This is a genomic window from Bifidobacterium sp. WK012_4_13, assembly GCF_041080835.1.
Classification (GTDB): Bacteria; Actinomycetota; Actinomycetes; order Actinomycetales; family Bifidobacteriaceae; genus Bombiscardovia; species Bombiscardovia fermentum.
Map to the genome: position 1 here is coordinate 2,385,120 of NZ_CP129683.1, position 19,573 is coordinate 2,404,692.

Sequence of the window (19,573 nt, forward strand, 5' to 3'; positions counted from 1 at the left end):
AGTTGGCTGTCATGCGTTTGGGATGTCCGGTCGCATGGCACTTGTGGTTTTGTCGGATAGAGCTTGCCGGTTTCCTTCCATTTCGCGGGGGGGGGGGCGTTTTGCCTCTCTTGTCTTGTGTGGTGGTGGGTGTGGGTCAGGGGTGTGTGTATGGTGCGTGGTGCTTTCGGACGGTTCGTCTCGCTGCTTTGTGCGTGCGGGCGCGTGCTCGCCGGTGATTTCTCCCGTCCTCTCCTGATTTCTCTCCGTTCGTTGCGGTCGCGCTGGCTGGTGACGGTGGCGGTGTCGTGGGTGGCGCTGGTGATCGGCGTGGTGGGTTTGGTGCAGGTGTCGTCGTTCTTCTCGGATCTGAAGTCGTTGGTTGCGTTCCAGGACACGCTGCTGAAGACGAGCGTGCCGCTGGACGTCAAGAACCTGAAGCTGGACACACATATCGGGGTGCTCGAGGACGACGATCCCACCGAGGCCGAAACCGATGCGGCATCCGTGGCGAACGTGGGCTTCGAGCGTCTGGTCTTGAGCGACGTGGCGACCCTCTCGTTCGACGTGGCGTTTGGGGGCGATCCCGGCGATGGCGCGGCGAACATGAAGGGCAGCATGATCAAGATCGCGTGGGGCGACCCGGATGACGCGCTGCCGGTCAGTGGCTACTTCTACCTGTATCCGTCGAACTGGACGGCGGCCAACATCCGCAACGACGTGAACAACGGGGCGAATGCTTCGCTGAACAAGACGGACGACGTGCTGGACCTGCCGATGAACGACGGGGACGTGTACGCGCAGGGCCAGGCGTACGTGTTCCAGGACACGGACGCTTTCCTCGTCCATGCCAGCGAGGTGAACGCATCGGACGGGGACCCGGCCAATGACAGGTCGAGCCAGACCTTCACGTTCAAGGTGGCGTTCGTGCGCGACTACGCGGCCGGTTCGGACGGCAACAGCCAGTTGCAGGCGGATTTCATGCAGTTCGATGGCAGGCGCCTGCATGTGGATGTGTCCGCGAACTCGCGGACCGGCATGAACAGGAAGGAACTCGAGCTCAAGGCCAAGATCACGCCCACGATGGTCGCGGGCACGACCGGCGAGGCTGAGGCCACGAAGTATTGGGGCAACGCCAATGCTGCGCTGAACATCACCAAGGGCAGCACGGAGACCGTGACCTATGTCGATGCGGCAAGCGCGACGGCGCTCGATTCGTCGGGCAACACCTTCACGGCGGCGGGAGGCACAATCAACACGCTCACCGAGGCGGTCACGGTGCCTACGAGCTGGAACGGCATGCCGGTGCTGGGCAGCTGGGACGTGTCCCTCGCCAAGGACCAGACCGCGATGGCGTACTACACGGATTCGAAGGCGGGCACGGCGAGCAAGCATGACCTCTATGTCGCGGGCCGTCAGGGGGTGCTGGCGAGCAACGCGAACAGTCTGTTCCATTCCTTCCGCTCCATCAGCTTCGACCTTGGCCTGCTCGATGTGTGCGAGAGCGAGGACATGAGATACATGTTTCATAACGTGCAGATGGTCAGGGACGGCTTCTTCGACATCTCGCACTTCCGCACGCGCAACACGACCACGATGGTCGAGATGTTCCATTACTTCGGGGATTCGGCGGCTGATGGCGTCAGGCTGAAGCATATCGACATGTCGTATGGCGGGTTCGCCGACCAGAGCAAGCCCAACGTGGGTGCGTGGGACACGTCGAGCGTGGTCAACACGTCGAACATGTTCAGATATGTGTATTACGTCGAGAGCATCGACGTGACGGGCTGGGACCTGAGCCAGAAGACCAACATCGTGCTGAACAACATGTTCGAGAACGCGCAGCGACTCAAGACGCTCACGGGGCTGGGCACATGGAAGACCGACGGCGTGAGCAGCACGGCCAGCATGTTCGTCAACTGGGCGACCCAGGTGACGACCTTCACCGAGGCTGACGTGCTTGATCTCGGCGCCGACACCACAAACGGGTATTGGAACGTGTCCAGGCTCACGGCCGCGAACAACATGTTCGCCGGTGCGAACAAGATCAGAAGCATCGACGTGACGGGCTGGGACCTGAGCGCGGCCAACGCCCGTTCGACCATCAGCACCGCTTCCATGTTCCAGAACACGAGCATGCTCTCGAAGATCGTAGGCATCGCTTCGTGGAAGACGGGCGGCGTACGCTACATGAATACGATGTTCCAAGGGTGGTGCAGCAACGCTGCTGCATGCGCCGGTGTGACGCTCGACCTGCACGCGCAGGGCGCCGACGTGTGGGACATGTCGACTGTCGAGAGCACGTTCGCGATGTTTTCCGGCGCGACCTACGTCACGCAGGTCAATGTCACTGGCTGGCAGACCGTCAAGGTCACCACCATGGCGAACATGTTCGATGCCACGACCAGGCTGTGCGTCATCCCCGGGATTTCGGGCCTGAAGACCAACGCGGTGACCAATGTGTCTGCGATGTTCTACCGGTGGGCGCAGGATGCCACCTGCGCGGGAGTGACCCTTGACCTGCACGCCCAGGCTGGCGGCGTGTGGGACATGTCGAAGGTCACGACGGCGGCAGCAATGTTCAAGGAGGCCACCAGGGTAGAGGGTCTCGACGTGGCTGGCTGGACGTTTCCCACGCTCAGCGGCACGAACGGCGGCGTGACCCTGGCGGAGATGTTCCGCTCCACCACGATGCTCAGCTCGTTCACCGGCATCGAGACCTGGGACACCACCGGAGTGTGGAGCACCTCGTACATGTTCGCTGGCTGGGCGAGCGGGGTCACGTTCTCGGCCGCCGTGGCCTGCGACCTGTGCATTCCGACCAGCGGCAACGCTTGGGATGTGACGAAGGTGACGAACGCGTCATACATGTTCGTCGACGCGGCCAAGGCGCGCACGATCGACGCGACCGGATGGCAGTTCACCGCGCCGACGAACAACGTGAACCTCGAGGGCATGTTCCAGAACACGTATCTGCTCGAGACGATCACGGGCATCTCCGACTGGCCGACAAGCTCGGTGACGAATATCGCGCGCATGTTCTATCAGTGGGGCAACAACGTGCCGACGGTCAGCCTGTCGATCACGCTCGATGCGAAGGCTGGCGGCGTGTGGGACGTGTCGCGGGTGACGAACGCCTCGTACATGTTCTATAACGTCGACAAAACGCACACGGTGCATGCGGACGGCTGGGAGTTCATCGCCCCGTCGAACAACGTGACGCTGAACAACATGTTCAACGAGGCCACGAACCTTCAGACCATCGACGGAATCACGAGCTGGGAGACCACGGCCGTCACGAACCTGTCTTCCATGTTCCTCAGCTGGGGCAACGGCCTGACCGCAGCGAGCCTCAATCTGCGCACCAGTGGCGATGCGTGGGACACGGGCAGAGTCACCACCGCTGCGAACATGTTCAACAATGCTGCCAAGATGACGCACGTGGACACGACGGGCTGGGACTTCAGCGATGACACGGGGCGGACGGGCATCAACCTCGAGGCGATGTTCCGAGACACCGCCAAGCTGCAGGAAATAACTGGCATCACGGACTGGCCCACGACCGGCGTGAGCAACATCCTCACGATGTTCTTCCAGGCGGGCGATGGCGCGCAGACGACTCTGGAGCTCGACCTACACACCAACGGCGACAGCTGGAACGTGGCGCGCGTCACGAATCTGGGTTCGGCGCTGAACTGGAACAATCCATACACGCCAAAGGACAACGGAACCTTCACCGGTTCGCGCTTCACCAAAATCGATGTCACAGGCTGGGACGTCTCCTTGGTCACAACGATGGACTCGACCTTCAAGGACACGTACCGTCTTGCCGAGATCGATGGCATCAGCGAGTGGAAGACCGCGAGCCTGGTACGCACGCAGGGCATGTTCTGGGGGCATGGAACCTCGGTCACCTATGATCCTGACGTCGTCAACCTGGACCTGCATTCGCGGGCCGACGGTTCGTGGGACACGTTGAAGCTGACGGACACGTATGCCATGTTCAAGAATGCAAGCACGATTCACCGCATCGATGCGACGGGCTGGGACTTCAGCGACACGACAGGGCGCACGGGCATCAGATTCGAGATGATGTTCCAGAACACCAGCAAGCTGCATGCAGTGGAGGGAATCACCGGCTGGACGACGAGCGGCGTCGCGAACGTTGCTGCCATGTTCATGGCCTCGGGAGATGCTGCGAAGACGACGCTGGAACTCGATCTGCACACCGATGGTGCCGTATGGAACATGGCGAGGGTGACGAACCTGGGGAGCGATTGGAATTACAATCCGCCTTACACCGGCTCGGACAACGGCATGTTCACTGACTCCCGCTTCACCAGGATCGATGTCACGGGCTGGGACGTCACGAACGTGACAACGATGGATTCGCTGTTCAAGAACATGTACAATCTGACCGACATCGCGGGGATCGGCACATGGAGCACCCCGAGCCTGGTACGGACACGAAGCACTTTCGAAGCCACGAGAGTGCTGAAGAAACTTGACCTGAGCGGATTCGACATGAGCTCGGTGACGGCCATCGACCGCATGTTCCGATACACGTATGTGCTTGAGGAGCTCAAGATCGGTACCAGCTTCATTATCGGCGTAAGCACATCCGTCGGCGATGCGGGTACGCAGATGGGGCGGGACGTTCCTGGCTACACGGGCAAGTGGTTCCGCGACCTGCATCCGACCGATCTGGACACTCCGGTGAACATCTTTGCACAGGGCACGACGGTCGCGCAGGGGACCTGGTATCCAGAGCATACGGTGTCGCTGACCCTGGACGGCAACTGGACGGGCAAGCCTGCCGATCCGGTGAAAGCCATCAAGTATGGTGACGCGAGCGTGCCAACGTTCGCGAAGCCGACGCGCACGGGCTGGGTGTTCGAGGGTTACTGGACGGGCAAGGGCGCGGCCGACGGCGAAGTAACGGGCGATCAGGTGGTCGATGACACGGGTGCGTACGTGGACGCGATAGGATACGTCACCTCTGGCATCGGATGGACACGCTATGCGGATACGACGCTCTACGCGAAGTGGAAGGAGGCGACGTACTCGATCACGGTGAATCTGACCCGTAATGAGACCACGGCGCAGCGTGTGAACGTGTGGCTGGATTCGGATGGCGTGTCGGGTGACGAGACGTATACCGGCGCAGGCGGCTACTGGCGTGCTGCGTCGGGCACCTACAACAGCTTCGTGATCATCGGCGTGCCGTACACGAAGACGAAGGGCAAGGTCATGGCCGAGTACATAGATGCGGGCACCTACAACCTGACCACGGGCGCGCATACGGCCACGTCGACCGGCCAAGGCACGGCCGTGACGGTTGCGACCTATGCAGCGAACGTGACTTCGGCCCAGACCCACGCGCTGAAGATAGCGCAGCTCTATTCGATCACGTACTCCCGTTCGACCACGCCGAGCGGCGCGTCGGGCACACTGCCAAGCGCGCAGACCAAGATCCACGGCACGGCCATCACCCTGGGCACGAACAACAGCACGGTGACCGGCTACACGAAGAACGGGTGGTACACCACGGCCACCGGCGCGGGCGGCACCGCATACGCCAACGGCGCCAGCTACGCGACCAACGCCGCGCTGACCCTGTACGAGGCGTGGATCGTGAAGACGAACGTGATCACGCTGGATAGCCAGGGCGCGACCAGCGCGGGTACCACGGGCTATACGGCGACCTTCGGCACCACGGCTCCGGCGCTTACCGCGCCAACGAAGACGGGTCAGACCTTTGAGGGCTATTACTCTGCTGTTGACGGTGGTGGCGTACAGGTGCTGACCAGCGCGATGGAGTATCCGACGACGGTGGCTGGATTTGTCAATACGGGCAGATGGGCGCGGACGGACGAGGCTGCGGTAACGCTCTACGCCAAGTGGACGGTGACTGTAGCATTCAAGTCGTATGACGGCGCCTCGGACGTGCTGAGCAGCGTCGTGCTCGAGCCTGGCAGCAACTACACGATTCCCGCAGCGCCTGCGGTCATGAACCAGGTGTTCGTGGGGTGGGCGGAAACCGCGAACGTTTCGAGAATAACCGCGTTGTATACCGATGCGGCGAATACGGTGCGGGCGCCACTCAGCGAGCTTGACCGCACGTACATAGGAAACAGCAAAGGTACGGAGCTCACCAACGTGACGGCTCATACGACCCTTCATGCCGTGTATCTCAAGACTTTGGCGGGAACGTCGACGCCCAGCGAGAGCGCGCCTGAGAATCAGGAGTTCATCTGGGCGAATGCTGTCTGGCGTGTGCTGGCAGCCGATGGACCCAGACGCTTGGTGCTCAAGGCGACGGCATTGACATCACTTGAATCCGGGATGGGTACCGCCAACAACGACCGCCCGTATTATCCTTACATAATTTCGAGAGATACTTTCTTCAGCTCTAGCGGTTCGAATGGATATGAGGACAGTGGGGGAGCACCGGGGAACGGAATAAGAGGTAGAGTTGATTATTACTACACCAACTATCTCACTGCCTATGATTCCAGTGTCTTACCAGTCACATTGAACAACCCGACATTGTCCCAGTGGAACTCTTGCACTGGGAACAGCTTGAACTGGGACAGCTACCCTGGCATTAGCGACTGGTGGACCAGCTCATGCTTTGCCACGACGGTGGGCAGCGGCGCTAAGCAGGCTTTCCAACTCTCGTACGGCGACATCAACAGCACCCCAGGGATGGGACTATCTGGCAAGACTAGCTCCGCACTGTTGCGCTTTACTGGCGACTGGGGTTACTACTACCAAACTAATACCCGATCGTTTGGCGGCGGATCTACGTATTCGGGAGCCGTCTCCGGGTCGGGAGAACTTGACAGGCGGTATAACTATCTCCAAAGCGACATGATCTGTGCAAGACCTGCCCTATGGCTTACGTTGTAATGGTTGCATCGATTGGTTCACGTTCTCGTAGAGAGGGCATCGGCTGTGTGCGTTCTGCGCATGGTGATGGCGTGACCGTTTCGCTGCTACGACAGGTTCTGGGACAAAGCAGGCATTCGCCCTTTCAATTGGCGATATCAGAACTACCTTGGGTCTTCCTTCTGATTTGAATCCGCTGCTTCAAAGTTTTAGCGATATGACCGGGTACTGGTTGCGCTCACCTGCTCACCATAATAAAGCCACAACGGTTAGTCCGCTTCCTTCCAACGTCAGCGAGAGAAGTGTGCGCAACGAGACAGCGGCCGCCCGTCCTGCCATGTGGGTCGAGATACCCCAGTAGTTGTGATTGGCAGCTCTCTATCCGTCCCGCTTTGTGGATGGTGCCGACGCTGTAGCCATGGCCTGGGTGTCTGCGTGGTTGCGGCGGGGTTGCTGCCGTATTGGACGCTAAAATTCCGGTTCGACATGCTTCGATCCGTTTCTCGGAGAGGGAGGGGTTGTACCCGATTCTGTCCGTTCGGGGTCGTCCGTGCTCCGAAGGGAAGGCAATCCCACTGGCCCGCGCCCAGCCTCTCCTGCTGCATCTCCCTCAGGGCGATGCAGCATCTCTTGGTCTTGAGATGCAGCATCTCTCGTGCAGAGATGCTGCATCTGTCGGTGTGGAGACGCGACTTCTGTGAGTGTGGAGATGCGGCATCACTCGGGAAGCGATGTGACATGCCGTCGCCGTGCGCAGGCGCATTATCTGCGTTCGCGGGTTGTCTGCTGGCGGTATTTGGCGTGCTTTTGCATTGTTGTGGCCGGTTTTCAGGAAAGTGCCGGTATCTAGGCGTTTTTGCACCGTAGTTTCAACGTTCTCAAAGGTCGATTCTGAAACAGGGCCACAAAAATACGATTTCACCTGTTTTCTCCGATATTTCTTCTGGCGCTTCTCCTTTTCTTGCCCGTTTCTCAGCGGCTTCGGCTCTTTGCAGGGCTTTCCGATCTTGTTCCTCTCGCTTTTGGCGTGCTGTCGAGCTTCTTCCACTCCCACTTTGCAAGTTTTGAGAACTTGGCAAAGTATAAACGCCCCAAATCGGCTTGAATCCGACCGCCGTCATGCCGTTTCCGACGGTTTGTACTTCGCCAAGTGCCCAAAACTTGCAATGCGGACCCGATGGCAAGGTGTGCAGCATCCATTTGGCGTATGGGTTGGTGAAGATTCTTGAACGATGCTTCCCACGTCATCCCGGGCGTCCCTTTGTCATCCCGAGCGAAGTCGAGGGATCTCTCGACTACGGCTACGCCTCCGCTCGAGATGACGGGGGAAGCATGTGTGGCGTGACGGGGGAAGCATGTGTGGCGTGACGGTGTGGTTTGGCTTGAGGGTTTTATGTTGTTGCCGGTTTTCAGGATAGTGCCGGTATCAACGCATTGGCGCACTGTGGTTTCAACGTTTTCAAAGGTCGATTCTGAAACGAGGCAGCAAAATAATGTCCATGTGACCCTCGTTTTGCTAAGTATCCGACTTTTCAAGGATTGAAAATCCCTTTGGCTCACTTCTAGCAGGTGTGAGCCAATTGCAGACTGGATACTCCTGATTCGAATTAACTCGTGTACTATTTTTTATATCCTGTCAAATTATTTTGGTTATGCAATGCAACAATCCAAGGTCAATCTGGCGCCGAGCATTTCTTTCCAAGAAAGATTCATTATGAGCGATTTGGATTGGTTCTCAGGAGCAGGTCGACGCCCTTGGACAAATTCATCGAATGAACAAGATTCGCTTGCAAAGCAGATCAATTTCTCATTTGATTATGTTGAGATCATGGATCTACGCAATCAGAGCCATAGCGGTTATCGTGCGGTGCACCGGGAGGACTCATGGAAGGCATTCTGATTAAATACAACCGCAAGAACGGCGAACGCATCGTACATGAATTTAAAGGGGACGATGGTTATCTTGAGGCAATGCAGACCAAGACGTTCCTAGAATCCATCTCACAGCCTCAGGCAGACTGGGAGGTCGTTGTTATCGGATCCGATTCGATAGCGACGGTGGAAAGGACCCATTCGAGATATTTTTCCGGTAGGGATGTCACTTCAGATTATGCCGATGTGAAGTACGTATATAGGACTGCAGGGAAACCATCAATCTCTTAGAGTGTGACTTTCGAATATTCAATGCTTGGAGTAATCGGATATGATGTCTCGTCTGACTTCCTCATGGTTGTGATGAAGTGTCGGCGTGGCAACATGCGAAAATGTGGAACTCACCGTTGTGACACAGATGGCGTATAAATACTCCTGACCACCGGTGTGAGTGTGGACGCACCCACTTTGCAAGTTTTGGGCACTTGTTGAAGTATAAACGCTCCGAATCGGCTTGAATTCGACCGCCGCCATGCCGTTTTCAGCGGTTTATTCTTTGCCAAGTGCCAAAAACTTGCAACTCCGGACCTTCTGCAATGAACGATGCCGCGGATTTCCATACGGATTCAGATTTGAAGCGCTAAGAGAGCCAATAGGTTTAATCGGTTTAATAAACGGTCTATGACTTCTTGCGTGATATTCGGCGGGTGTGATGGATGCGTCATCGTGACGGTCTGAATTGTGGGGTTATAGTCGGGCAGGAAGTGCAACGGCAGTTCTCAAGGACAACGAGGCGATGATCTCATCGCTGAGTGCTGCAGGTTTGATGGCGTCTCCATGCTGCAGATGGAATCGAAGGATGTTCCATAAGCCGCCGATCATCAGCAGGTCGATGTGCTTTTCATCGCCAAGCTCGCCGTCATGCCAAGGAAGAGGCTGCAATGGCAACAGTTCGATGAGTCGTCTGGTCTGAACGTCGAGCACTGAGCCCAGGAGGTTGTTGCGCTGCAATACTCTCAGCGTGGGCGCAGATGCGTTCCAGAACGTGAAATAGTGAATGAGAAGATCTCTGAAATCCACGAACCCGAGTTGTTTCGCCTGAGCCAGGTACTGATCCACCAGTTCACAGATGTACTCGTCTATCACATCTTGCTTGCCATGAAAGTTCTTGTAGAACGTTTTCCTCGACACGCCAGCCGAGGCGGCGATCTCGGATATCGTGATCTCGTTGAAGCTGCTCGTCCTCAGCTTGCAGAGCAGCGCAGCCACTATCATGCTTCTGGATCTCATCGCCGTCGAATTCATCAATCCTGCCTCTTCCGAAAGGTTACAGAAGCACGAATCTGTAACTGTCATCGTCTGATTGCCGGAATCGATCATACAGTAAATAGGTAACATATGTAACCTATTAAGGAGTGGATATGGAAATGTTCCTAAGCTACTGGATTCTGCCGATTCTGTTCATACTGCATGATTTCGAAGAGATGATAGCGATGCCGATTTGGAAGAGAAGGCACCGTCGGATGCTTTCGACCATGAGCAAGCCATTTTTCGGCGCAGTCTCCAATGGGCAGGCGTTCTCGTGCGGAGTTCTGGAAGAAATGACGATTCTTCTCGTTGTTTCCGCCATCTGCAGCGTAACGAACGACAGCACGCTCTATCTTGCATTCTGCATTGCATACGCGTCACATTTCATCATGCACTATCGCATGTGCATGCAGATGAGGGCATATGTGCCTGGCGTGGTCTCCGCCACGATAGAGATGCCGGTGATGATCTGGCTCATCATCTCATACTGGCATATGGGACAGGCGACGTTGGAGACATTTCTCGCCTATCAGGCGGTGGTGCTGCTCTTCGTCTATGCGAATCTCCTGATCATGCACAGGTTGATGCCTGCAATCCAATCAAGGCTCCTGGCTTATGCCAATGACCCTGCCTAATGCGCGGACCTGATTCGTGGGACGGACAGCGCTGATCTGTTGCCTATACTCATGCTGGTGGAAAGCCGGTGAACGGGGCGATTGTCCGCGACTGCCATGCATCGTCCGGTCGTTACACGGCGACTGAACTCACCGCCATGCACCTGTCTGCACACTCGGCATGCTCTCTCGAACGCATGAAGTTCATCGGCGGAACCTCCATGATCGCGGCCAGCGCCTAGCCATTCGTGAGCTGAACATACTCAACCACATTCCCATCGGGATGCCTGGCGACCAGCCGCGGGCCATTCGGACCTGGATCGGGCCCCTCCAGCAGTTCTCCGCCAGCACGGGCGACTGCTTCCACGACCCTGCCCATATCGTGAACATTGACCGTGGCGACATGGGCACGCACCTCGGCATCGGCACCCTGCAGCAGAAGGAACGCCCCCACCTTTGCCAGACGAACCCCGTCATGGGAAAACATCAGAGGAGAGTCATCTCCGGTCAATTCCTCATACAATGGCAAAGCGCCATCCAGATCGTCCACATAGACACGAGCAAGCACGCTGATAATATTGTCATCCATCACGCCTCCCTAGACGTGCTTCCATCTTCCCACGGCGTTCCCGTGTCCGCCCAGTCTGCACGGGAACAGCGCGAGCCCAGCGACAGTATCCTGCTGGATGGTCGGTATAGGGATCGCCAGTTGAAGGGCGATGCGCGCAGATTCAGGGAATTGCATATTCAGGGTGATTGGCTTCTGGTATACCGAGTCGAAGGGGAGCAAGTCATCCTCGCACGCACCGGCACGCATGATGGCCTCTCGCAAGGGTGGACTGTTCGCGATTATCGTGCCTTTGCAACGCTCGATTCTTCCCGCCGTGTGATATGTCCGTGTGACTCGACCGTCTGATGTGCCGGTTGTTCAGATGTTGTCGTTCCAAGCCGTGCTTCTCGCGTTTTGTGAACTTGGCGTATGACTGAGGGGCATGAATCGCGCAGATTACCGTGATTCGTTCCAATTCCATCGTATGGTGAGCCCACTTTGCAAGTTTTTGGCACTTGGCAAAGTATAAACGCTCCAAATCGGCTTGAATCAGACCACCGTGATGCCGTTTTCGCCGGTTTGTACTTGGCCAAGTGCCAAAAACTTGCAAGTTGAGTCTGTTGAATGCGAAATCTGAAATTTATTGTATGTTCAATGTATAAGTATCATATGTATAAATGGTATACAATAGCATTGTAAATGCATGACGAGTGAGGAAAGGAGGTGAGAGAAATGAGTACTACGACGATTGCGATTCGTACCGACGAGGAGACGAAGCGCGAGGCTCAGAAACTGTTCAAATCAATGGGAATGGACATGAGCACCGCGATCAACATGTTCCTGCGTCAGACCATCAGCGAGCATCGCTTGCCATTCCGGCCTGGCTTGAGTCGATTCGAGCGTGAGGTTCTCGATGCTGCAAGCGAACCGGCGCAGAAAGTTGAAAGCCTGGAGGAATTTATCAAGGAGATTCGTGATGCTTAAATACATCAAGCGCCCCGCTTCTTTCCTGCGACAAGTGAAAAAGCTGAAACGTAAGCACTATGACATAGCTCTTTTGAAAAATGCCATTCGTAGCATCATGCTGAATAATGCTCAGAAGCTTGCTACTAAGTACCGCGACCATGCGCTCAAAGGTGAGCTCGCGGGCTTCAGAGAGCTCCATATCCAAGCCGACTGGCTTCTGATCTATAAGATCGAGTATGACACGCTGACTCTGGTGGTCATCACCACCGGAAGCCATGACGACCTATTCTGACCCGAGTGCGATTGACCCCGGGCAATCCCAAGCTGCGCTTGATCATCGTGCCTCGCCACGGTCATCTCGTTCTACCGTATGTTGATGATGCCTAGGCTGCCAGGCCTCCTTTGGATGGGACCTGGCAGACGTAGAGCTCAGTTCTGTTGAATCTCTTGACGGTCAGTATCGGCCCATAGCGTATGGAAAACACCTGGTACGCCGACTTTGCGATACGTGTGAGCGCCGAAAAGATCACGTTGCCCCTGAATGAGCGATGTTGGCAAACGCGGTGAGCGCAAGCCGTCATAGTAGGCCAAGGAGCTGGTGAACCCTGGTATCGGGATTCCTCCTTGGGTGGCGAGAGAGATCACTGCGCGCCATGAGTCTTGCGCCTTGCCTATCACCGTTCTGAAGGAGGAGTCGAATAGGAGAGAGGTTGTTTGCCTGCCCGAGGCATACGCATCTGAGATCCGGTCCAGGAATTCGGCACGGATAATGCAGCCTCCACGCCAGATGCGGGCTACCGCTCCCAGGTCTATGTTCCAGCCATATTGTTGCGCTCCGGCGGCGATCTCATCAAATCCCTGAGCATATGCGACTATCTTTGATGCATACAAGGCCTTGCGCACTTCCTCCACGAAAGTCCCCTCGTTCTGTTGTGCTATCGAAAAATCAGGACCTGGCAGGTTGATCTTGCGGGCTTCGGCACGCTGGGCGCTCTGGCCCGACAATCCTCTGGCGAACACTGACTCGGAGATGCTCGTTACCGGAATGGCAAGGTCCAAGGCTGTCTGCACCGTCCACGTGCCTGTGCCTTTCATGCCAGCCTCATCGAGTACGACATCCACGAATGGCAATCCTGTTCGTGCATCCACCTGTCGTAAGACATCGGACGTTATCTCAATCAGATACGAATTCAGTTCTCCCAGATTCCACTGTGCGAACACGTCAGCGATCTGTGATGGCGTCATTCCCATACCACGGCGGAGTAGGTCATAGCTTTCTGCGATCAATTGCATGTCAGCATATTCGATGCCATTGTGCACCATTTTCACGAAATGGCCGGCGCCGTTCTCGCCGATATGCGTTACACACGGTTCCCCTTCTGCGACTGCTGCAATGGACTTGAGGATCGGTTCAAGGACCTTCCAGGAATCCTCCGTGCCTCCGGGCATGATGGATGGACCATTGAGCGCTCCTTCCTCCCCACCTGAGATACCCATGCCGACGAAGTGCAATCCTTGGGCACGAGCTTCTTTCTCTCGACGGATCGTGTCTTTGAAATACGAGTTTCCACCATCTACGATGATGTCTCCTGGTTCCATTGCGTCTGCAAGTTCCTTGATGACCGCATCCGTCGCCGCTCCCGCTTTGACCATGATGATAACAGTGCGCGGCCGTTTCAGTGCTGCCAAAAAATCTTCGATTGTCTCTGCTGGGACGAATGTTCCCTCCGACCCGTGAGCTGTGATCAGATGACGCGTTCGTGTGGGAGTGCGATTGAATACAGCGACCGAATTGCCATGATGAGCAAGATTTCTTGCGAGATTTCCTCCCATCACTCCGAGTCCGTACACGCCGATTTGTGCTTGCACCATGATTTGACCTTTCCATATGTGTGCCTGGGGGCAGGTTTTCTGATGGATGCCCTGCCTGATGACTGTTATTCGTGACAATGACGGCTTGGGGTGCACGAGGCTGTCTCATGCACCCCAAGCCTTGATCCGATAATCCTGCAGTATTCAAATACTCAAATACTCAAATACTCGATCAGGATTGTGATGCTGAACCCGAAAGTGCGACAACTGGATTCTCGAGCGTCCCGATCTGGGGGATGGTGATGCTTACATTTTGCCCCGGCATAACCGGCGCAGCGGTCTGCGGCGAACCTGTGAGAAGGACATCTCCTGGCCCGAATGTCAGATACTTGGTGAGGTAGGACACCTGCTCGGCAATGGTCCATGCGAGGCCGGCAGTCGATCCCGACGCTGCCTGCACACCATCGATGGCAACGTCAATCGGCGCATTATCCCAGGAAATATCCGTCTCGATAACGGGACCAAGAGGGGTAAAGCCATCTCCATTCTTGACCTGCGTCATTTTCTCATCAAGGGGAATCTGGTCAATGGCAGTGACGTCGTTGCCTATCGTTGCTCCGAGTATTGCTGCAGGGACTTCTTCCGGTGAAAGTCTACGTGCAAAGTTCCGAAACACGATGGCCAGTTCACCTTCGATATTGACTGCGCCTAAGCCGGTATCAATCTCAATCGGACTTCCCGGGCCGACAACGGTGCGTGACGACTTGGAAAATGCCTGAGGAGGGATTTTGCGATCTTCTGGTCCTGAGTTATGGGCCATTCCAAGAACGATACGTGGAACGGTGGGGGCCAGGAGCCGTGCCTGCGCTAGAGGAATCCTTTCTCCAGTCTTGATGAGCTCTGTATCGAACATATCTCGTATCACAGCCCATGATTCTCCTTCAAGAACCGCCGGAGCTGGACCATGAACAGTGCTGATGCGTGCAAGTTTCATTTGAATTCTTTCTTGTTATCTTTTGTCAATCGTCGGTGTCGATGGTTCGGAAAGGTCAATGACAACTTTTCCTGATGCTTTCGCATCCGCGGCTCGGTCAAATGCGGCGACGACTTCGTCGAGACCGAAGACATCCGTGACAATCTGCTCGAGATCGTCATCAGAGGCGAGCAGCGTAACAGCCTCGGTAATCTCATCGTTGAAGCGGAATGCTCCACGCACGTCGATTTCGCGCGAGATGAGTTGGGACAGGTCTACGGAAATCAATCCCGCTGGTAACATGCCTACCTGAACGACGACTCCTCCCGGCACTGCCGATGCAATGGCAGTTGAGACGGCTGACGGTGATCCAGAGCATTCGATTACGAGGTCGAAGGATTGCTTCGGCGGGTTGCCGCCATTCCTGTCAATGAGGTATGTGTCGGTAACACCGAGGGCTGCCGCTCGAGCAAGAGGCTCAGGAATGACATCACTCGATGCGACCTGTGACGCGCCAAGTGCAACGGCTGCTCCCGCTGCGAGCAATCCCACGGGTCCGGCACCTGAGACAAGGACCCGTTTGCCCCTTACCCCACCACCGCGGTTGAGTGCATGAAGAGCCACGCCAAGAGGTTCGGCGAGAACGGCACGACGTAATGGCAGGCCAGCGGGGAGTGCCCTGATTTGATCCGAGCGGACAACGATGAATTCGCTCATCCCGCCCTGGGTGTGCGGCTGTGTGGCGGCACTTCCCAGATAGCGGCTTCCAGGCCAGATGCTCGGACGATCCTCGAGACCGGGTAGCGCCATCCCTGGAGTTGCAGGATGGATGGCTACCGGGGTGTTGTGGGGAAGGGTATCCGCGCCGGAACGGGTATCGCGTTCGACCGTGCCAACGATCTCATGGCCAACGACAAGCGGTTCCCGTATTGCGAACGCACCCACGCTTCCTTCGTGATAGTAATGGAGATCGGATCCACATATTCCAGCGTATTTTACGCGGATAAGTACTTCACCTGTGTGTGGTATCGGGATCGGGCGCTTTTCGATTTGCAAATCGCCTGCACCACGGACTACGACAGCGTTCATTGATTGAGAAGACATGTCAGACCACCGCCGTCATTCCGCCGTCAACGAATAGGGTCTGTCCATTGACAAAGTCAGATGCCGGTGAGGACAGGAACAGGAGTGTCCCGACAAGATCCTCGACTTGGCCCCAGCGAGCTGCCGGAGTGCGTCCTTGTACCCAGGCGGTAAATGCAGGATCCTCTACAAGACTCTTGGTAAGTTCCGTTTGGATATATCCCGGTGCAAGCGCATTGACCTGGATTCCAGAGGGCCCCAGGTCGGCGCACAGTCCGCGAGTGAGCATGACTATTCCACCCTTGGTGGCGGAATATGGCGTTATCCCTGGGCGGGCGAGACGACTCTGAACAGAAGCGATGTTGATTATCTTGCCTGATTTCTGTTCTATCAGCGTCTGAGCTGCACGTTGAGCGACAAGGAAAGCACCGGTGAGATTGACGGATACCACGGCATTCCAGTCCTTTGCAGGAAATTCTGTCAAAGGATGACGGATCTGTATTCCAGCATTATTGACGAGAATGTCGAGTCCGCCAAGTGCCTCGATCGCTGAATCCACTCCATCCGCGACGGCATGCTCATCCGTGATATCAAAAGTTGCCGTCCGTACCGTTGCCTGTGTCTCGTCGCGGATAGATTGGGCTGCCCTCTCTACTTCCTGTGCATGACGCCCATGGATGACGACATCCGCTCCAGCCTTGGCGAGTCCGCGTGCAAGGGCAAATCCAATGCCGCGACTCGATCCTGTGACGAGTGCCTTGCGCCCGGCAATGTTAAATGATGATGATGTTACTTTCATGCGATCTGCTCCTTTGCAGCGTTCTTGATATCAGTGTGTTCTGCGGTGGTGATGGCGGGGATGGGATTCTCTATGGTGCCAAGAATCGCGGTGCGAGACTCCTCTGCCATCGACGTCTTCTTAACGGCGATGTTGGTAAAGGCGATGCTTTCATTGGAAGGGGATGCCTTGCTCGTCTGCCCGGCATCTTCAACGGCAGACAGGTCCCGGCCCTTCGTTTCTGGAACGAAGAAAGTCGTGACAAAGGTGATCAAGCCCAGCACTGCCACATAGACGGCCGGCGCGATCCACGACTCGTGCGTCACGTAGAGAAGCCAAGAACCGAGAATCGGTGCAATGCCACCTGCGAGAACTGCTGACACTTCGCGTGAAACGGCAACGCCGATGTATCGACGTCTGCTGCCGAACAGCTCTGGCATGAATGCGCATTGCGAGCCGAGCATGATGCATACACCGAAACTGATCGCTATGGTGATAATCACCATAGCTGCGGCTATGCTCCCCTTAGTAAGCAGATACCATCCAGGGAACGACACGAGGACAACTACTGCTGCACCAATTCTGTATACGATACGACGACCATATATGTCAGAGAGATGCCCTGCCCAAGGCACGGTGAACAAAGCAACGACGGAGGCGACTGCAACGGCAAGCGATCCCCAGGTCTTTGTCAGCCCGTAGGTGACGGCGAACGATACCGCAAGTGTCTGGAAAAGGTATGAGCCACCATTCTCGGCCATGCGCAGCCCTATTCCCTTGAGGACCATTCCCTTTGAATCTGCAAGAAGTTCTTTGAGTGGATGTTCCGAAACATTGTCTTCACTCTTGAGCGTTTCGAATGTCGGACTTTCGGCCAGCCTCTCTCTGATCCATACGCTTAAGACAATCAGCATGATTGAGACCAGGAAGGGAACGCGCCATAGCCACGACATGAGTACCGAATCGGGAGCGAGCGAGACCAGTGCGACGACGCCGGACGATAGGAGAGTTCCAAGATAGATGCCGACGAAGGGGAGCGCTGAAATAAAGCCCCGACTCCTGACTGGCGCATATTCAGCCATCAAAGTCGTAGACCCCGCCTGTTCCGCACCCGCGCCGAAGCCCTGAATCAAACGCAGGAGCACAAGAAGAATTGGAGCCCACATGCCGATCTGTTCGCCGGTGGGAAGCAGTCCAATAAGTGTAGTGGAACCTCCCATCAGCAGAATGGTAGTGATGAGCACTTGTTTACGGCCAAGGCGATCACCTATGGAGCCAAAGACGAGGGCCCCGAGGGGACGGGCGAGAAAGCCGACCCCGAATGTGGCGAACGATGCTATCAGTGCGAGGCTGGAAGGGAGAGCAGGAAAGAACAGCTTCCCAAAAATCAGTGCCGATGCCAGACCGTACAGTGCAAAATCGTAGTATTCCAGAGCGCTTCCGGCTGATGTGGCAAGCGTTGCTCTTCTGAGATTGGCCTCATATTCGCGTTCTTTATCAGTAGGTGCATCTGAGCCTTCAAGCGGATTCGATTGCGTTCCATAACCGTTCATATTGTCTGCCTCCTTGCAGAATGTATACAAACTCACAGAGTGCCGACTGTTCGCTGAGAGCTACGTCGTCGCGAAGCATCATCGTCTCCGTGGTAACGTCAGTGTATACCCTATTGAATGACGTACAACATATTGAACATTTGGATCATCGAGTCTTCATTCGAAGGCAGGCTGTGCGATGTTCGAAGAGCTTCATGCGTCGATGATGTTGCAAGCTGCGATGATTGCATGAATCAGATATGCCTCTGCTGAGGCAACAGTCTCTCAGAGTGAGTGGAGATGCGTCCTGAGCCGCTGCCCGATGACCGAACTACTTCATTGCATTACAAGACATTGGATTGCCGAGTGCGTGGGCCATGTCTTGTAGGGCGGCGACGGTTTCATCGATGGTGGCCTGGTCTGGTATGGAATCGCGCCTGCGTTCGATGATTGAAACGCCAACGGCCATGGGCTGACCATCCCTAAGCTGCGGTCGGATGGGAACCGCAATGCCGAAAACGGTGGAGAACACCTCGCCGTAGTCAATGCTGTATCCGCGGTCTCTGGCAGATTGCACCTTCGCTTGAAGGTCCTTGACCGTGGGGGTCGAATGCTCCGTGAGAATGGGGAGATTCTGTTCGCCCTCATATCGCATCGCAATCTGTTCCGGTGTGAGCACCATAAGGAGTGCGCCGCCTAATGCGGTGGCGGACGCAGGAAAACGATCGCCAACCGCAGCAGTCAGAACGAGGGGCGTCGCACCTTCATACCGGGCGAGGTAGAGAACGTCATGTCCTTCGAGGGTAGCAAGCTGTACAAGCCGATGACGCAAGACCTCGGATTCCGTGCACAGCCTATAAAATTCCCGGATCTCGTCGAAGGATGATAGGTATGCGCCACCTAATTCCACGGTACGCAGACCGAGCACGAAACCTCGTGAGTCTCGTCGGATCATTCTGGCAGCTTCAAGAATGACACAGATATTTGAGGTCGAGGATTTCGCCGCACCGATACGATCGGCGATCTCCGTAAGCGACAAGGCGGTTCCTCGTGATTCGGCGAGCACATCGAGAATTCGCATTGCACGAGCAGCGGCAGGTGCCAAATTCGCTACATTGTCGGAATCTCCTCTGTCCGCCGTCATATCGGTGCCGCTCCCTAAGTGTCGTCCTGTGCCTCGCAGTGTGCGCATGGCATCTTTTTCAGTATACGTGG

General features: G+C 56.0%; 14 protein-coding genes. 6 read left to right on the forward strand and 8 right to left on the reverse strand.

Annotated elements, in window-relative coordinates; translation table 11 throughout:
• Nucleotides 1-150 precede the first annotated feature (150 nt).
• Both QN062_RS09670 and QN062_RS09675 read left to right on the forward strand, forming a co-directional pair.
• Nucleotides 151-6,891, forward strand: a complete 6,741-nt coding sequence (locus QN062_RS09670; protein WP_369341583.1) for a BspA family leucine-rich repeat surface protein — start codon at nt 151-153, stop codon at nt 6,889-6,891.
• Nucleotides 6,892-8,754: 1,863 nt separating this feature from the next.
• A complete protein-coding gene (locus QN062_RS09675) occupies nt 8,755-9,033 on the forward strand; it encodes a hypothetical protein (RefSeq protein ID WP_369341584.1) in 279 nt (92 codons plus the stop codon).
• Between the two features lie 456 nt (nt 9,034-9,489).
• Here the strand turns inward: QN062_RS09675 and QN062_RS09680 are convergent, their stop codons facing one another.
• Complete coding sequence (locus QN062_RS09680; RefSeq protein ID WP_369341585.1) at nt 9,490-10,032, reverse strand: TetR/AcrR family transcriptional regulator; 543 nt, start codon at nt 10,030-10,032, stop codon at nt 9,490-9,492.
• Nucleotides 10,033-10,163: 131 nt separating this feature from the next.
• Between QN062_RS09680 and QN062_RS09685 the strand changes: the two genes are divergently transcribed.
• A complete protein-coding gene (locus tag QN062_RS09685; protein WP_369341586.1) occupies nt 10,164-10,685 on the forward strand; it encodes an HXXEE domain-containing protein in 522 nt (173 codons plus the stop codon).
• Nucleotides 10,686-10,902: 217 nt separating this feature from the next.
• On the opposite strand, the gene QN062_RS09690 is transcribed toward QN062_RS09685, so the two are convergent.
• Nucleotides 10,903-11,253, reverse strand: coding sequence for a VOC family protein (locus QN062_RS09690; protein ID WP_369341587.1), 351 nt, complete (start codon nt 11,251-11,253; stop codon nt 10,903-10,905).
• Here QN062_RS09690 and QN062_RS09695 point away from each other — a divergent pair.
• The 3 genes from QN062_RS09695 to QN062_RS09705 all read left to right on the forward strand — a co-directional run bounded on the left by QN062_RS09695 (nt 11,140) and on the right by QN062_RS09705 (nt 12,472).
• Nucleotides 11,140-11,580 carry a type II toxin-antitoxin system YafQ family toxin gene (locus QN062_RS09695; RefSeq protein ID WP_369341588.1) on the forward strand — a complete coding sequence of 147 codons (441 nt, stop codon included), beginning with the start codon at nt 11,140-11,142 and terminating at the stop codon, nt 11,578-11,580. The genes QN062_RS09690 and QN062_RS09695 overlap by 114 nt on opposite strands.
• A gap of 366 nt (nt 11,581-11,946) precedes the next feature.
• Nucleotides 11,947-12,198, forward strand: a complete 252-nt coding sequence (locus QN062_RS09700; protein WP_369341589.1) for a type II toxin-antitoxin system RelB/DinJ family antitoxin — start codon at nt 11,947-11,949, stop codon at nt 12,196-12,198.
• Nucleotides 12,191-12,472 (forward strand): type II toxin-antitoxin system YafQ family toxin, encoded by a 282-nt coding sequence (locus QN062_RS09705; RefSeq protein WP_369341590.1) that lies wholly within the window; start codon nt 12,191-12,193, stop codon nt 12,470-12,472. Before QN062_RS09700 ends, QN062_RS09705 begins: the two co-directional genes overlap by 8 nt.
• Before the next feature lie 137 nt (nt 12,473-12,609).
• Here the strand turns inward: QN062_RS09705 and gndA are convergent, their stop codons facing one another.
• The 6 genes from gndA to QN062_RS09735 form a co-directional block, all read right to left on the reverse strand.
• Entirely contained in the window at nt 12,610-14,052 is a 1,443-nt protein-coding gene (gene gndA, locus QN062_RS09710; protein ID WP_369341591.1) for an NADP-dependent phosphogluconate dehydrogenase, read from the reverse strand.
• Between the two features lie 172 nt (nt 14,053-14,224).
• Nucleotides 14,225-14,986 (reverse strand): fumarylacetoacetate hydrolase family protein, encoded by a 762-nt coding sequence (locus QN062_RS09715; protein WP_369341592.1) that lies wholly within the window; start codon nt 14,984-14,986, stop codon nt 14,225-14,227.
• Between the two features lie 15 nt (nt 14,987-15,001).
• Nucleotides 15,002-16,069 carry a zinc-binding dehydrogenase gene (locus QN062_RS09720; protein WP_369341593.1) on the reverse strand — a complete coding sequence of 356 codons (1,068 nt, stop codon included), beginning with the start codon at nt 16,067-16,069 and terminating at the stop codon, nt 15,002-15,004.
• Nucleotide 16,070: 1 nt separating this feature from the next.
• Nucleotides 16,071-16,847, reverse strand: coding sequence for an SDR family oxidoreductase (locus QN062_RS09725; protein WP_369341594.1), 777 nt, complete (start codon nt 16,845-16,847; stop codon nt 16,071-16,073).
• Complete coding sequence (locus QN062_RS09730; protein ID WP_369341595.1) at nt 16,844-18,379, reverse strand: MFS transporter; 1,536 nt, start codon at nt 18,377-18,379, stop codon at nt 16,844-16,846. Before QN062_RS09730 ends, QN062_RS09725 begins: the two co-directional genes overlap by 4 nt.
• A 310-nt stretch (nt 18,380-18,689) precedes the next feature.
• Entirely contained in the window at nt 18,690-19,502 is an 813-nt protein-coding gene (locus QN062_RS09735) for an IclR family transcriptional regulator (protein WP_369341596.1), read from the reverse strand.
• Nucleotides 19,503-19,573: the final 71 nt, after the last annotated feature.